13 protein-coding genes and 2 tRNA genes are annotated in these 13,703 nt (G+C 36.3%); 8 read left to right on the top strand and 7 right to left on the bottom strand.

Annotation, left to right across the window (positions count from 1 at the left end; genetic code table 11):
- Nucleotides 1–43: 43 nt before the first annotated feature.
- Together DBR39_RS22870 and DBR39_RS22865 are read right to left on the bottom strand one after the other, a co-directional pair.
- Nucleotides 44–116, bottom strand: a tRNA-Met gene (locus DBR39_RS22870).
- Between the two features lie 38 nt (nt 117–154).
- Nucleotides 155–227: transfer RNA gene (locus DBR39_RS22865), tRNA-Met, on the bottom strand.
- Between the two features lie 101 nt (nt 228–328).
- On the opposite strand from DBR39_RS22865, the gene DBR39_RS22860 reads away from it, so the two are divergent.
- The 8 genes from DBR39_RS22860 to DBR39_RS22825 all read left to right on the top strand — a co-directional run bounded on the left by DBR39_RS22860 (nt 329) and on the right by DBR39_RS22825 (nt 7,365).
- Nucleotides 329–940 (top strand): L-threonylcarbamoyladenylate synthase, encoded by a 612-nt coding sequence (locus tag DBR39_RS22860; RefSeq protein ID WP_103235373.1) that lies wholly within the window; start codon nt 329–331, stop codon nt 938–940.
- Between the two features lie 38 nt (nt 941–978).
- On the top strand, nt 979–1,680 hold the full coding sequence (locus tag DBR39_RS22855) for a CPBP family intramembrane glutamic endopeptidase (protein WP_124536988.1): 702 nt from the start codon (nt 979–981) through the stop codon (nt 1,678–1,680).
- Between the two features lie 4 nt (nt 1,681–1,684).
- Complete coding sequence (gene yaaA, locus DBR39_RS22850; protein ID WP_124536987.1) at nt 1,685–2,443, top strand: peroxide stress protein YaaA; 759 nt, start codon at nt 1,685–1,687, stop codon at nt 2,441–2,443.
- Entirely contained in the window at nt 2,444–3,292 is an 849-nt protein-coding gene (gene prmC, locus DBR39_RS22845; RefSeq protein WP_124536986.1) for a peptide chain release factor N(5)-glutamine methyltransferase, read from the top strand.
- 27 nt (nt 3,293–3,319) lie between these two features.
- Nucleotides 3,320–4,342: a serine hydrolase domain-containing protein gene (locus DBR39_RS22840; RefSeq protein ID WP_124536985.1), complete on the top strand. Its 1,023-nt coding sequence runs from the start codon at nt 3,320–3,322 to the stop codon at nt 4,340–4,342.
- Nucleotides 4,343–4,344: 2 nt separating this feature from the next.
- Nucleotides 4,345–4,704 carry a DUF4180 domain-containing protein gene (locus DBR39_RS22835; RefSeq protein ID WP_124536984.1) on the top strand — a complete coding sequence of 120 codons (360 nt, stop codon included), beginning with the start codon at nt 4,345–4,347 and terminating at the stop codon, nt 4,702–4,704.
- Nucleotides 4,705–5,243: 539 nt separating this feature from the next.
- Nucleotides 5,244–5,816 (top strand): hypothetical protein, encoded by a 573-nt coding sequence (locus DBR39_RS22830; RefSeq protein WP_124536983.1) that lies wholly within the window; start codon nt 5,244–5,246, stop codon nt 5,814–5,816.
- Between the two features lie 25 nt (nt 5,817–5,841).
- Nucleotides 5,842–7,365 (top strand): lectin-like domain-containing protein, encoded by a 1,524-nt coding sequence (locus DBR39_RS22825; protein WP_124536982.1) that lies wholly within the window; start codon nt 5,842–5,844, stop codon nt 7,363–7,365.
- Nucleotides 7,366–7,420: 55 nt separating this feature from the next.
- On the opposite strand, the gene DBR39_RS22820 is transcribed toward DBR39_RS22825, so the two are convergent.
- The 5 genes from DBR39_RS22820 to DBR39_RS22800 form a co-directional block, all read right to left on the bottom strand.
- Nucleotides 7,421–8,392: an NAD-dependent epimerase/dehydratase family protein gene (locus DBR39_RS22820; protein WP_124536981.1), complete on the bottom strand. Its 972-nt coding sequence runs from the start codon at nt 8,390–8,392 to the stop codon at nt 7,421–7,423.
- On the bottom strand, nt 8,389–9,174 hold the full coding sequence (locus DBR39_RS22815; protein WP_124536980.1) for an SDR family NAD(P)-dependent oxidoreductase: 786 nt from the start codon (nt 9,172–9,174) through the stop codon (nt 8,389–8,391). Before DBR39_RS22815 ends, DBR39_RS22820 begins: the two co-directional genes overlap by 4 nt.
- 159 nt (nt 9,175–9,333) lie before the next feature.
- Nucleotides 9,334–10,422: a helix-turn-helix domain-containing protein gene (locus tag DBR39_RS22810; protein ID WP_124536979.1), complete on the bottom strand. Its 1,089-nt coding sequence runs from the start codon at nt 10,420–10,422 to the stop codon at nt 9,334–9,336.
- 31 nt (nt 10,423–10,453) lie between these two features.
- Entirely contained in the window at nt 10,454–11,107 is a 654-nt protein-coding gene (locus DBR39_RS22805) for a rhomboid family intramembrane serine protease (protein ID WP_124536978.1), read from the bottom strand.
- A 6-nt stretch (nt 11,108–11,113) separates the two neighbouring features.
- Nucleotides 11,114–13,699: a DNA gyrase/topoisomerase IV subunit A gene (locus DBR39_RS22800; RefSeq protein WP_124536977.1), complete on the bottom strand. Its 2,586-nt coding sequence runs from the start codon at nt 13,697–13,699 to the stop codon at nt 11,114–11,116.
- Nucleotides 13,700–13,703: the final 4 nt, after the last annotated feature.

Here is a 13,703-nt window from a genome sequence, read left to right as displayed (position 1 = left end):
CGCGGTGTATTTTTAGAGTGCTTACCGAAAGCACTTATCTTAGTAGCGGGAACCGGACTCGAACCGATGACCTTCGGGTTATGAGCCCGACGAGCTACCTACTGCTCCATCCCGCGGTGTATTTTTAGAGTGTTTACCGAAAACACTTTCTTAGTAGCGGGAACCGGACTCGAACCGATGACCTTCGGGTTATGAGCCCGACGAGCTACCTACTGCTCCATCCCGCGATATTGGATTGCAAAGGTACGAATATTTTTCACAAATCCTAATTTTTCTTTTAAATAAAGGACTTTCATGAAAACTATTTTATTATTTGTATCTTTGTTTAATGGCAAAAATATTAAAAATCTACCCCGACAACCCACAGGAAAATCTTGTGAATGAGGTTATTAAAACTTTAAAAAACGGCGGACTTATCATCTATCCTTCGGATACGATATATGCCTTAGGCTGTAATATTTTTGACATAAAAGCCATGGAAAAACTGGCGCAGCTCAAAAAAATAAAGCTTGAGAAGTCAAAATTCTCAATTATATGTAATGATCTCAGCCACCTTTCCGACTTTACAAGACCTATTGATACTTCGATTTTCAGATTTCTTAAAAGTCATCTTCCGGGACCGTTTACATTTATTCTTGAAGCCAACAAAAGTTTACCTTTAGCCTATAAAGGACATAAAACAATTGGTATCCGTGTACCCGATCACCCGATCCCGCAGCTTATCGTTGAAAAACTAGGACACCCTATTGCTTCCACGTCCATCAGAGACGATGATGAAATCATTGAATATTCTACTGATCCGGAACTTATTGCCGAAAAATATGACCATTTGGTGGATATTGTCATTGATTCAGGATATGGAGATAATATTGCTTCTACGATTGTAGATCTTACTTCAGGAGAACCGGAAGTTATCCGTCAGGGAAAAGGAATTATTTAATTCAAAATGTAAAGTTCAAAGTTTAGGGGTATTGTATTATGAGTCTTAATGGGAAATATTCTATAGGAATTTTACTCACTTTTGTGCTGTTGGCAGCTGTGATGCTTTATATTTTTCCTGTCGTTACGATGATTACAGGGACAATAGGGATTACAAAAGACAACTTTTTCCTCAGTAGAGTTGCAATATGGGGAGTTTTCCTCATTGTATTTCTGTACAGTCTTTTTATCGAAAAAAGCACTTTTTTACTCAAAAAAGAAGAAAAATATTCTGCCGTATTTTATATAAAAGCCATTCTATGCTTATATTTTATCTGCAGCGTTGGTGGAGCACTTCTGAATGTAATGATTCAGCTTTTGGTTCAGGAAAAAATAAGTGAAAAACTTTTTGAGCTTACTTCCATTTTTAAAAATGATTATTTTTTAATTATTTTTACATGCTTTACAGCAGGTGCTGTAGAAGAGTTTCTGATGCGGGGGTATATACAGCCAAGAATTGAAAAACTTTATAACAGTCCATTTCTGGGTATTTTTGTTTCAGCCATTCTATTTGGAATTCTGCACAGTACTTACGGAACCATAGGCCAGGTAGTCATTCCTTTCTTTATTGGAGTCGTTTTTGCTATGTTTTATAAACTTTATTCAAACATTAAAATTTTGATCATTTGTCATTTTATGGTTGACTTTATCTCTCTGATGGCCATGAATTTTATTGACATTAAACATTTATCTGCATTTTAACATTATGAAAATTATAACATCTCCTGCAAAATTAATGAACGTAGAAAACTCAACAGAGCTGTTGAAATCCACTACTCCGAAATTCATTGAAGATGCAGCATTGATACATTCTTATTTAAAAGAAAAATCCCCAAAATATCTTTCCGAACTGATGGAAATATCGCCTAAACTGGCTGATGAAAACTGGGAAAGAAATCAAAAATGGAAATCCAAACCTACTGCAAAAGAATCTGCTCCGGCCATGTTTGCATTTACAGGAGAGGTTTACAGAGGGCTGGATGCCAAAACTCTGGATAAAAATGCGGTAGACTATCTGCAGAAAAACTACAGAATGCTTTCCGGTCTTTACGGTCTTTTGAAGCCATCTGATAAAGTGATGCTTTACAGACTGGAAATGGGGCGCCCATTTCAATTTGAGGAGTACAAAAACCTGTATGAATTCTGGAGAGAAAAAATCACTGAACAATTGAATTCTGAGATGAAAAAAGGAGAAATCCTGCTTCACCTTGCCAGCAATGAATATGGAAAAGTAATCGACAGAAAAAAACTGAACCATAAAGTGATTGATTTTGATTTCTATGAATTAAAAGAAGGAAAACTGAAAACCATTGTTGTATATACCAAGCATGCAAGAGGACTGGTAGTAAGATTCTGTGCCGAAACCAATGCCAAAACCCTGGAAGACGTAAAAGCGTTCAACTATGAAGGGTATAGAATTGATGAAGAAAAGTCTACAGATACAAAACTGGTTTTTACAAGATAAATGACAATATCAACATTCAAAAAATATTTCAAAACAGCCCTTTCCGAGCTTTATACTGAGTCGGAAAGTGCTTTTTTATCATCATTATTGGTGCATCAGATTGTGGGTTTTGACAGCTTTCATCAAAGAAGGTTTTCTGAACAGGAACTTTTGATCGATGATGAAGAAAAACTTTGCCATCTGGTTTCCGAACTTAAAACCGGGAAACCTTACCAGCAAATCCTGGGCGAAACGGAATTCTACGGGATGAAGTTTTTTGTGGATGAAAATGTACTGATTCCCCGCCCTGAAACAGAAGAACTGCTGGAGATTGCCATCAAGGAAATTCAAGGTTCACCATTTAAATTTCAAGGGGTAAAGATTTTGGACATAGGAACCGGAAGCGGAATTATTCCTTTGGTATTAAAGAAATATTTCCCTGAGGCAGAAGTTTCATCAATAGATTTTTCTGAAAAAGCATTAAAAACGGCCAGAAAAAATGCAGATTATCATCAACTTGAAATCAAATTCATTCATGCTGATTATCTGAATTTTGATCTGATTGAAAATTATGATATCATTATTTCAAATCCTCCGTATATTGGAATTGATGAAGAGGTTGAAATTGCAGATTCAGTGAAAGAATTTGAGCCTAAAATGGCCCTTTTCTCTCCTACTGCAGATGCTTTGATTTTTTACAGGAAAATAGCTGAAGATGCTAAAAATCATCTGAACAAGAACGGATTTTTGTTTTTGGAAATCAATCAGAAATTAGGTCCTGAAACTCTGGAACTGTATCACTATTTTTCTAACGCTCAACTATTGAAGGATTTATCTGAAAATGACAGGTTTATTTATGGAAGAAAATAAGTAATTTTGCTTCCATACACCTAACCTATGAAAACTTTGATATGGAATATCGTTTTCGGTATTTTCCTGATTTTGCAGCTGGCATCCTGTAAACAAAACTCTCAGCATGTTGTAAATGAGTACTACAATAAGGGAGCGTTTAACGGTTCTGTTCTGGTCGTGAAAAACGGCAAGATTGTATGTGATACAGCCATGGGCTTCCGTACTTTTGAAAAAGGACTGAAAACAGACAAAAATACTTCTTTTTATATTGCTTCGCTGAGCAAACCTTTCACTGCTGCAGCTATTATGATATTGCAGCAGCAAGGATTATTAAAATTTGATGATAAAGCTTCTCAATTCACTGAGCTTCCTGAATATGCTAAAAACATCAGTATCAGACAGCTTTTGCACCATACTTCCGGAATAAGTGACTATGAAAATTTATTTTCAAAAAAGGGATTGACTAATCAGGAGGTAATCAATTGGCTTTTTAGTCTTAAAAAACTAGATTTTGTTCCTGACAGTCAGTTTAAATACAGCAACAGCGGATATATAATCCTTTCCCAGATTATCGAAAAGGTATCCGGAAGATCTTATAAAACTTTTCTCAATGAGCAGATCTTCACTCCTTTAAAAATGACTCATACCTATGTGTATGAGCCTTCTACGGTTATTCAGAATAAGGCATTGGGATATAATAAACAGAAGAAACCTGATGATTATTCAATCCTGACCACAGGTGACGGAGGGATCTACTCTACTCCTGAAGATCTTTATAAATTTGATCAGGCTTTAAGAAATCATACCCTGATCAATAAAGAAAATACGGCTGTCATGTATGCTCCTTCCCAATTATCCAATGGTCAAATGTCAAATTACGGATTTGCATGGTTTATAGAGAATAAAGACGGAGAAAAAACGGCAATGCATACAGGAGGTCTGAATGGCTTTAAAGCTTTATTCTGGAGAGATTTGCAGCATAACACCTGTATTATAGCACTTACCAACCAGGGAGACGCATTTGCTTTAGATAATTTCTTACATGACATCAAAAAAACACTCGAATAAAGATGATTATTCAATCACATGAAATCAACAATATAAAAATTGCGGAAATAATTTCCGATGAGATAATCATTCAATCTGCAGAGGACGGGCTTGATCTTATGGGAAATATCTATTATCAGGGTTTTGATACATTAATTCTTCACGAAAAAAATATCGCTCCTGAATTTTTTGACTTAAAAACGAAGATGGCAGGAGATATTCTTCAAAAGTTTTCAAACTATCGCATCGGTCTGACTATTACAGGTGATTTTGACAAATATGAAAGTAAAAGTCTGAAGGATTTTATTTTTGAAAGCAACAAGACAAAACAGGTCAATTTTGTACACACTCTGGAAGATGCGTTGAATAATTTTTCAAAATAGACTCTTTTCCAATTATTTATGATAAAAAAAGGTGAAATTCTTCTTCATTTTCAAATATCAGGACCTTAATATACTTTATTTTTTAAGATTTCTTAATACAATACAAAGATTTACATAATAAAAACAATCTTGTTGATTTGCAAACTATGTAAAAATTTAAACTAAAATACGTTAATTATTAAGAGAAATTTAGAATTAATTCTATAAATACCAACATCTGAATATTTCTTTGTATATTTGCAAAAAACACGAGGGAATATGAATCTTACTTATTTAAGAGCTTATACGGCTACATAATTCAATTTACTTTTCCGACTATTTCAGATAAGACATAGAATGTCCCTCTATGAGGCATCATGTTATATCTGTTATTGGCTTTTAGGAATCCTGGGATATCCTGATGGCATTCTATGGACACAATTCATTATTCAGATGAATTGTTTGTGATACTTATTCCTTTTATGGAATCGACCTGGCTGAAAAAATGCCTTCAAAAAAAACATAAAAACATACACAGATTAAAAATTATTAAGAACATCATGATTAAAAAGTTATTTCTACCAATCGTTTTAATAAGTACATTCTCTTTCGCACAGGTTGGGATCAACACCCCAACACCTGATGCAAGCGCTGCTTTGGACGTCTACAGTCAAAATAAAGGAATGCTGATTCCAAGACTCAGTACTGCAAAAAGAGACGCTATATCTAATCCGGCCAACTCTCTTCTTATCTATGATACTGATAAGAAATGTTTAAGCCAGAATATTGGAAGCCCTACCAAGCCTGATTGGCTATGTATCAGTAGTAATGCTGTAAAAATGTTTTACATGCCGAGTGTTTCTTTTGATACTTCCACCAGTGCCAATGGCAGAACTAAAGATTTGTATACCTTATATAAAACTCAGTTTGGATCTCCAAAAGCAAAGAGCACCAGCGCGCCAGCATCAATCCCTTTTTTCCCGTCAAGCAAAGATCTTTACTATTATGTAACAGATGCTGATCCTAATGTATTCAGTAATATTTCTATTTCTGATGACGGGGTAATGACGTATGATGTAAAAGCTGCAGCGACTGACTGTTCATTTATTAATATTGTTTTTGTCGTTAAATAATTGAGTTATGATAAAAAGTACTCGAATGATATGGGGCAAAAGATTTTTGCTTGTTTCTTCATTGTTTATTTTCACCAAAAATATTCAGGCACAGAATCAGCAAGGAACCGGTTACCCGTATTTTGTCAACTTTACACAGGGATTACAGCCGCAGGAAGCTTACAAAGTATCCACCAGCGGTATCCAGAATGATGCTACTTTTACCACAGATGGATTACGACTGACCCGAAGTGTAAATAATATTTCGGGAGGGGTTATCCTCGCTGATAAGATATTCAACAGTGACCAGGGAATTAAGTTTGAATTTGAATTTGCAATTTATGGTGGAGAGACTAACGGAGGAGATGGTATTTCTATATTTCTGGTAGATGGTTCTATTCCTAAAGACCAACTTAATCTCGGATACTTTGGAGGAGGACTAGGATATAGTTTTGTGCGTGGAGGGGAATCCCGAGAAGGACTGAGAGGCGCTTATCTGGGAATAGGTCTGGATGAATACGGAAATTTCAAAACAGCATTTAACCAGGGAGAAAGGGTTAGAAATGGAATTTTTGGGGTTTCATTAGCTGGCGGACGAAGTAATGTCAGCTTAAGAGGAAAACGTGGAAATCAATATCTGTCTTCCGCTGAGCCGGCAGGATACAATGGTTATCCATTACTTTACAGTACAGCGACCAATGCTGCAACTTCCAGTAACAACCGATCCGCTTATCTGAATACTCAAACCGGAAAGTATGTTGGTATTCAAAATACAAATCTTCAGCAATTCAGTATTGAAAGTGGCGGAACTACGATTCCTCAGAACGAGAATGACGCTAGATTCCGAAAAGCATATATCACATTGATTCCCAATCCTTCCGGCGGTTACAATGTAACTCTCGAAATACAGCACGGGACTGTGAAAGAAACAGTAATTGATAGTTATTATTATCCAACTTCTCTGAAATATACGGAGACTACAATATCCAACAGTACAGTAAGAACCTTGGATACTTCACCTCCTTCTACTTTCAGAATTGGTTTTGCGGCTTCTACCGGAGCTGCTAAAAATATCCACTTATTAAAAAACTTAGGGGTTACAAGACCTTATGCAGCAGAAGTTACGGACGATCTTTTTACAGGATGTCCAGGAATAAAATCTAATTATTTCCCTTTGCTAAATGATGCAGCATATACTTCAGCAGGTGGACAAAACCCACCAACGATTTCTTATAACAACATTGATTTTAATTCATTTCGTTTTCTGGATATGAATGGTGCGGTGATTCCGAATATAACAGGGGGTGTCTATACCAACAATCAGGGGACATGGACGTATACTTCTACTACAGGAAAGCTTTCTTTCAAGCCGGCAATTGGATTTACAGGAATTGCCCAAATACAATATGATATCAAGGGCGGTGGAAGAAATGGTACTGAAGCTCCTTATAATACAGAAGAATACAGATCAATGCCAGGGTTGATACAGGTTAATATTTCAAGTTCAAATAACTGCAGCAAAGCCTGTGTGATTTCTAATAAAAACGTAACTCAGAAAATAACAACATAATTTTATAAAGCCAGCAGTCAAAAAAGCTGGCTTTTTTATTATTGCAGGATGAAAATCAATGTTTATTATTTTTAGTAAAATATTGAATGGCATCTTCTATAGCTTTATCAACAGGTTGGTATCGGACACCGAGCTCTTCTACCGATTTCTGATTGTTATAATAATTACAAATCTGCAGGGCTTTCATATTGGAAGTACTGAGGTTTGTTTTTATGTTTAATTTTCTCAGCCCGTCACCGATGAATCCAAGGAAGTTCAACACCATATTCGGAATGGGTAACATCATCGGCTTTTGGTGGGTAATACGGTTTACTTTCTTAAAAAAGTCTTTATAACTTAAGTTTTCATTGGCTAAAAGATATTTTTCAGCATTTTGTCCATTTTCAATAGCATTTACTATTCCATGGGCAGCATCTTCTACATGGACAAAGTTCTTTCCTCCTTTTGGATAGAAAACCAGTTTCTTTTTCCAGGCCCAAAAGATAATTTTCCCGGAGCTCGGTTTGCTATCATAAGCCCCGATCATAAAAGTGGGATTTACAATGATGACTTCTGTATTTTTACTGTTATTTAAAAGATAATCTTCAGCTTCCCGCTTGCTTTGAGCATATAATGAACGGGTAAAAGGATAAAGCTGGGGTGCTTTTTCACTCCCCCAAAATGCCGTATTCCCATATCCTAAAGTATTGGCTGTACTCACCATCAAAAACTTTTTTACCTTCATTGATTCTGCCTGAGTCAACAGATTCACGACTGCCTCATAATTTACTTTTCTGTATTCATCATACCTGATAAGATTTTGCCGTGTTTCTGCCGCAATATGGATGATACAGTCTATATCTATAAGCAATGAGGAGAGATCAGATAAAAGATCTGCTTCCACCAGCTTCAGATTCTCGTTTTCTTCGCCCAGCCATGTGCTTTTCTTACGCACCAGAGCAATAACAGAATAACCATTTTGTAGTAATTTTATGATAACATTAGTTCCCAGAAGGCCTGTAGCTCCGGTTACACAAATTTTTTTCATGCTTCGATTTCTCTTTTTATAGCCTGGGTCATCAACGGAAGTTTGATCCATATGGGTAAAATTTTCATCACAAGCCAGCTGATTGGGTTCACCATAATTACGGAATCTTTTTTGAATAATTGACGAATGCAGTAGGAAGCTACTTTATCAGGGTTCAAAAGTGTCAACCTTCCTATAAACCCCTGTTTTTCAATCCTTTTACAGACATCCACATTGGTTTTCATAGCGCCGGGATTTACAACGCTTACAAAAACACTGGTATCTTTCAATTCTTCATGCAGTCCTCTTGAAAATGAATGGATAAAGGTTTTGGTTGCAGGATATACCGTTTTAAAACCTATCGGAGAGAAAGCAGCCATGCTTGAAACATTTAAAATATAAGCTTTGGGCTGTTTTAAAAGGTTGGGAAGAAGCTGATGGGTGATAAGTGAAGTTGCAGCTACATTCACCTGCAGAATGGTATTGATATAATCCGAAGAGGCTTCTGTAAATTTTTTAGTCCCGCCAAGCCCTGCATTATTGATCAGGATATGAATATCAAAGGATTGGTTGATCCATTCTGTAAGTTTCATGACATTCTCATTGACGGAAAGATCTGTTTCGTAATAACGGGCTTTTATATGATATTGCTCTTCCAGTTCCTGAGAAAGTTCTTTCAGATTCTGATTCGGAAGACTCACAAGAACAACATTGATGTTTTTCTTTGCCAGATTTTCGGCGAATGCTTTACCAAGTCCCTGGCTTGCTCCTGTAACTACGGCATATGATTCTTTGGTATCCATAAGTTTAAATTTTACGGTACAAAGCTACAGGGATACACAGGTTTGAATGTTCCAGATTATCTGAACGAACTGATTTTTAAAAAGGGAAAACAAAACAATCAATCTATTAAAAATCAATTATTTATGAAAATAAAAAAGTAAAACTTTATAAACCGGAACTTATTTTTTGAACTCAGAAGGGGTTTGTCCGGTTACTTTTTTAAAAGTCGTATTAAAAGAGGTTTTGGAATTGAACCCGGATTCATAGGCAATCCCCAGAATGGATAATTTACTGTTGGGTTCTTTCAGAAGTTTTTTGGCATAATCTACCCTGAATTCATTTACATATTGGAAGAAATTCTTTCCAAAACCTGTATTGATAACGTAAGAAAGATGATGGGTAGAAACCGACAGGATTTCTGCAAGTTTGATAAGATTCAATTCGCTTTCAAGGTAAGGTTTCTGGGTTTCCATGATGTTTTCAAGCGAAGATTTAATTTTTAATAATTCATCATCAGAAATCAATTTTCTTTTTACTTCTTCAGGATCTGAATCTTCATTCATAGAAATCAGCTCCTCTATCTGTTTTTCTTCTAAAGGATAAATTTCCTTCTGCTTCAGAGAATAATATCCTACACAATAAATAACGAAAAGGAAAACGGTATTGATAAAGAAATTCAGTGATTTTGGGTCATAGAACAGATTATAAATCACATAGATAATGTTCACAATAAGAAGCACCAGGATAATATATTCCAGCCAATTCAGATTGATACCTTCTGTATTGGACGAGAACTGCTGGATCTTCCGCTGGTGTTTTCTGATGGTAATATAAGAAAGACCCGTGTAAAATAAGGCTTGAATCAGGATCAAAATAACACTCAGATATTCAAACGGAGTGTCATAGCCCAATTTTACCAATATAAGGCACAGAACGAAAGCTACGGGAAGTAATAAAAACTTTAAGTCTTTAGTCTTGAAAGTAAAAGAGGGATTGGTATAAAACAGGACACTGAAATAAAAAACAATGGGGGTAAAAAACTGAATACATCTCACGAAAAACAGAGAATGGAATTCCACTGTTGAGCCTGTGATCAGAAACAAAACCTCATCCAGCCAAAAGGTAGACCATAGAAAAAGAAAGATCCCAAACCAGAAATTGGCTTTTCGGTTCACCCTCAAAGGATTGGCCAGCTTTAGTAAAGAAAGCAAAACCAATGAACCATAGATAAGTATCACGATGAAACTGTTTAACTCTGATGTGTTCATTGGTTTTGATATTTTAATTAAAAATAGTCTTTTATCCTATTCGTTTCCTTACAAATATTTCATATCCTAAATAAATTAAGGGAAGTGACATGATTCCTATATAAACTCCATTATGGATTGCACGGTCCGGAGCATTGATCACAGCATAGATCAACCCCAAAAATGCGCCCCCCAAATGGGCTGCATGTCCGATATTATCGTGCGGTTTCGGATTAAGCATCATATATACAGAATATCCGAAGTATACCAGTCCGAAAATATATCCGGGAATACCAATCGGAATAAAGAAAAGGTAAATATCAAGATCCGGAATCAATGCTATAGAGGCAAAAAGAATTCCCGAAACCCCACCACTCGCTCCTACGGCAGAGTACCAGGGCTGTTTTTGATAAATGTATAGTGAAAGAAAGTTCCCAAGCAGTATTGCTCCCAGGTATACAATGATAAACCCTATATTTCCGAAGCCCTGAATGACAATAGGTGCAAAGAAATACAATGTAAACATATTAAATACCAGGTGCATAATATCAGCATGCAAAAAACCTGCTGAAAGCAAACGAATATATTCCTTTCTCTGAAGAATAGCTCCTACACTAAATTTATATTTTTCCGTAATAGCAGGATTATTAAAAGCGATAAAACTTATAATAGCTGTTATTGCAATACATAATATTAAAATATTCATTTCTTTTTAATTTTCAGGTTCGTCACCTTGAAACAGGTCCCCTATAATTCCTCCATCTTCATCCATATCTCCGGTTGGTTCAGGATCTTCGTACACTTCAGGTTCTTCTTCTACCGGTTCAGGAATGGTAATATTGATTGCCTTTACTTTAAATTTCGTAAACTGGTTACCGATTGCTTTTATTCCTTTTACGGTTATAAATTCGTCGATATTTATGGTTTCAGAGTCACGGTCTTTTCCTTTATCTTTTGCGAAAATAATTTCAGCGGTTGCATCATTGGCAACAATAATGTTTTCAATGAATGATTTTGGATGCTCAGACGGCATGAAAGTCTGTACGTTTACGGTGTTTTCCAGTAAGAATCTCTTGATGAAGTAAATGTCTTTCTCTCCATCATAATAAATACAGGTGATCGGCTGCGCAGGTCTCCATTTTTCCAGAATCAGATATTCGTCATCAAAACGGTTACCCAAATCAAAAGATACCAGTTTTACCTCACCGTTGGTATTGATCGTCAGAATTCTGTCATCTCCTTTGAAGCTTCCCAGTAACGTTCCTCTTACATCTGCATTCAGTCTTCTTACCGTATCGTCAAACCAGATCTTTCTAGGTGCCAGAGTAGAAACTCCTTCTTCTTTCATATCTACTTTCTTCACGGCATATTTTGTCACCAGATTTCCTTTGGAATCACGTCCTTTGATGGCAAGGTCAGAAAAACTGATCTCCATTTTATTCTTCCTGATTCTAGGGTTTGGTTTTAAAAGAACAGTCACTGTTTCTGCCTCTCCATTAGGATTTGCTGAAAAGTAAAGTGTTTCTGAGCCTTTTTTGTCTGATGCTAGCGGATAGTCTGTATTTCGGGTAACTCCTGTTACGGAGAAACGCTTCATATAATAAGGACCTTCTCTGCCTTCGCGGTAGATCATATTATATACTGTTCTCTTATCATTTTTCTTCCAGATGGCAACATGCAGAATATCTTTTCCGACAAAAGTTTTAGCTTCTACTTTTACCACTTTCATGCTTCCGTCTTTTCTGAAAATGATGATATCATCAATATCAGAACAGTCAAACAGATACTGGTCTTTTTTAAGGGATGTTCCGATAAAGCCTTCTTCAAAATTCACATAGAATTTCTCATTGGCTACGGCTACTTTTGTAGCATCAATCGTATCAAAAATTCTAAGCTCTGTTTTTCTCTGCTTGTCTTTTCCGTATTTTTTCTGAATATTCAAATAATAATCAATGGCATAGGCAATCAGATTGGCAAGATGGTGCTTCACCTGCTCTATTTTACCTTCCAGCGCTGCAATATTTTCTTTAAACTTATCTAAATCGAATCTTGAAATTCTCTTGATTCTGATCTCTGTCAGCTTTAAAATATCTTCTTCTGTAACAGCTCTTAAAAGATGTTTGGTATGAGGTTTTAATCCTGCATCGATTGTTTTTATGACATCTTCCCAGGTTTCCACCTCCTCAATATCGTGATAGATTCTGTTTTCTATGAAAATTCTTTCTAATGAAGAGAAATGCCAGCTTTCCTGAAGCTCATGAAGTTCAATTTCAAGCTCTTTCTTCAGCAATGACACTGTATGCTCCGTATTCATTTTCAAAATGTCAGAAACATTCATGAACATGGGTTTGTCACCTACGATCACGCAGGCATTCGGAGAGATTGTCACCTGACAGTCCGTGAATGCATACAGAGCATCGATCGTCTTATCCGGTGAAACATCATTATGAATATGAATCAGGATTTCTACCTTATCTGAGGTATTATCCTCAATCTTTTTGATCTTGATCTTTCCTTTCTCATTGGCCTTTAAAATAGAGTCAATAAGATCAGTTGTTGTTTTTGAGTAAGGAAGCTCAGAAATAACCAATGTATGTTTATCCGTCTGGGTAATTCTTGCTCTTGCTCTTACTTTTCCTCCTCTGTGGCCGTCATTATATTCGGAAACATCCAGATAACCGGCTGTTAAAAAGTCCGGATACACTTCGAAATTTTTTCCTTTCAGATGTGCTACAGATGCATTGATAAGCTCATTGAAGTTATGGGGAAGTATTTTGGTGGAAAGCCCTACCCCAATACCTTCTACTCCCTGTGTAAGAAGTAAAGGAAATTTTACCGGTAAGTCAATAGGTTCATTATTTCTTCCGTCATAAGACTTTGTCCATTCTGTAGTTTTAGGATTAAAAACTACTTCCAGGGCAAAAGGTGTCAGTCTTGCTTCGATATATCTTGCAGCAGCAGCAGAGTCTCCTGTATAGATATTTCCCCAGTTTCCCTGAGTATCTATCAGTAATTCTTTCTGTCCGACCTGCACCATGGCATCAGTAATGGAAGCATCTCCATGGGGGTGATACTTCATCGTATTTCCCACAATATTGGCCACTTTATTATAACGGCCGTCTTCCAGTTCCCGCATAGAGTGCATGATTCTTCGCTGAACGGGTTTCAAACCGTCATATACCGAAGGGATAGCTCTATCCAAAATTACATAGGAAGCATAATCCAGGAACCAGTCTTTGTATAAACCGGAAACTTTCTTTAAGCTTTCACCCTCATGCGAATATTCTTCTGTCGTCATCTGT

Origin of the sequence: Chryseobacterium sp. KBW03 (assembly GCF_003852415.1) — a bacterium.
Lineage (GTDB): Bacteria > Bacteroidota > Bacteroidia > Flavobacteriales > Weeksellaceae > Chryseobacterium > Chryseobacterium viscerum.
This window is presented reverse-complemented; position numbering and strand designations above follow the sequence as displayed.

Excerpts from the sequence above, each read along its gene's own strand:
- DBR39_RS22860 (WP_103235373.1), top strand. The coding sequence starts at position 329 with ATGGCAAAAATATTAAAAATCTACCCCGACAACCCACAGGAAAATCTT.
- DBR39_RS22855 (WP_124536988.1), top strand. The coding sequence starts at position 979 with ATGAGTCTTAATGGGAAATATTCTATAGGAATTTTACTCACTTTTGTG.
- yaaA (WP_124536987.1), top strand. The coding sequence starts at position 1,685 with ATGAAAATTATAACATCTCCTGCAAAATTAATGAACGTAGAAAACTCA.
- prmC (WP_124536986.1), top strand. The coding sequence starts at position 2,444 with ATGACAATATCAACATTCAAAAAATATTTCAAAACAGCCCTTTCCGAG.
- DBR39_RS22840 (WP_124536985.1), top strand. The coding sequence starts at position 3,320 with ATGAAAACTTTGATATGGAATATCGTTTTCGGTATTTTCCTGATTTTG.
- DBR39_RS22835 (WP_124536984.1), top strand. The coding sequence starts at position 4,345 with ATGATTATTCAATCACATGAAATCAACAATATAAAAATTGCGGAAATA.
- DBR39_RS22830 (WP_124536983.1), top strand. The coding sequence starts at position 5,244 with ATGATTAAAAAGTTATTTCTACCAATCGTTTTAATAAGTACATTCTCT.
- DBR39_RS22825 (WP_124536982.1), top strand. The coding sequence starts at position 5,842 with ATGATATGGGGCAAAAGATTTTTGCTTGTTTCTTCATTGTTTATTTTC.
- DBR39_RS22820 (WP_124536981.1), bottom strand. The coding sequence starts at position 8,392 with ATGAAAAAAATTTGTGTAACCGGAGCTACAGGCCTTCTGGGAACTAAT.
- DBR39_RS22815 (WP_124536980.1), bottom strand. The coding sequence starts at position 9,174 with ATGGATACCAAAGAATCATATGCCGTAGTTACAGGAGCAAGCCAGGGA.
- DBR39_RS22810 (WP_124536979.1), bottom strand. The coding sequence starts at position 10,422 with ATGAACACATCAGAGTTAAACAGTTTCATCGTGATACTTATCTATGGT.
- DBR39_RS22805 (WP_124536978.1), bottom strand. The coding sequence starts at position 11,107 with ATGAATATTTTAATATTATGTATTGCAATAACAGCTATTATAAGTTTT.
- DBR39_RS22800 (WP_124536977.1), bottom strand. The coding sequence starts at position 13,699 with ATGACGACAGAAGAATATTCGCATGAGGGTGAAAGCTTAAAGAAAGTT.